The 522-nt window shown below is 39.5% G+C and carries 2 pseudogenes; both read left to right on the forward strand.

Going from position 1 to position 522, the window contains the following annotated elements:
• Positions 1-203 (forward strand): annotated as a pseudogene (locus QM481_RS24855) (transposase); the annotation flags it as partial.
• Positions 204-241: 38 nt separating this feature from the next.
• Positions 242-522: pseudogene (locus QM481_RS24860) on the forward strand (IS3 family transposase); the annotation flags it as partial.

A 522-nucleotide genomic window follows, 5' to 3' on the forward strand; every position in this document is an offset into this window, starting at 1 on the left:
CCCACTACAAAAAAGGAACTAAGATGATTGTACAACAAGATTCCGAAGAAGCTAAAACCCAGGAGCTACTCAAAAAAGTAGCTGAACTCGAACGTATCTTAGGGCAAAAACAAATGGAAATTGACTACCAGTCTAAACTCATTGAGATTGCTTCGAAGGAGCTCGATATCGACCTAAAAAAAAGTTTCAAACCCACACCCTAGAGTACTTTCGCCAAAATATTACCCAACATTCTTACCAGATGAAGCATCTTTATGCGCTTTGTGGTATTTCCAAACAAGCACATTATCAAATGCTCCGTAGAATCGAAGAATGGAAGGTAAAAGAAAGTCTTTATGTGGGCTTGATGCTCCAAATTAGGGAGATCCATCCTGCTATGGGTCTGAGAACTATGTATGACTATTATCAGCCAGAAGGAATCGGACGAGATGCCTTTATTAGCATTGGACTCTATTATGGCTTTCGAGTAAAAGCCTATAGAAACCTCTGTAGGACTACTTTTTCAAGTCCTTACAGTCGTTA

This window comes from Flectobacillus rivi, assembly GCF_030056655.1.
GTDB lineage: Bacteria > Bacteroidota > Bacteroidia > Cytophagales > Spirosomataceae > Flectobacillus > Flectobacillus rivi.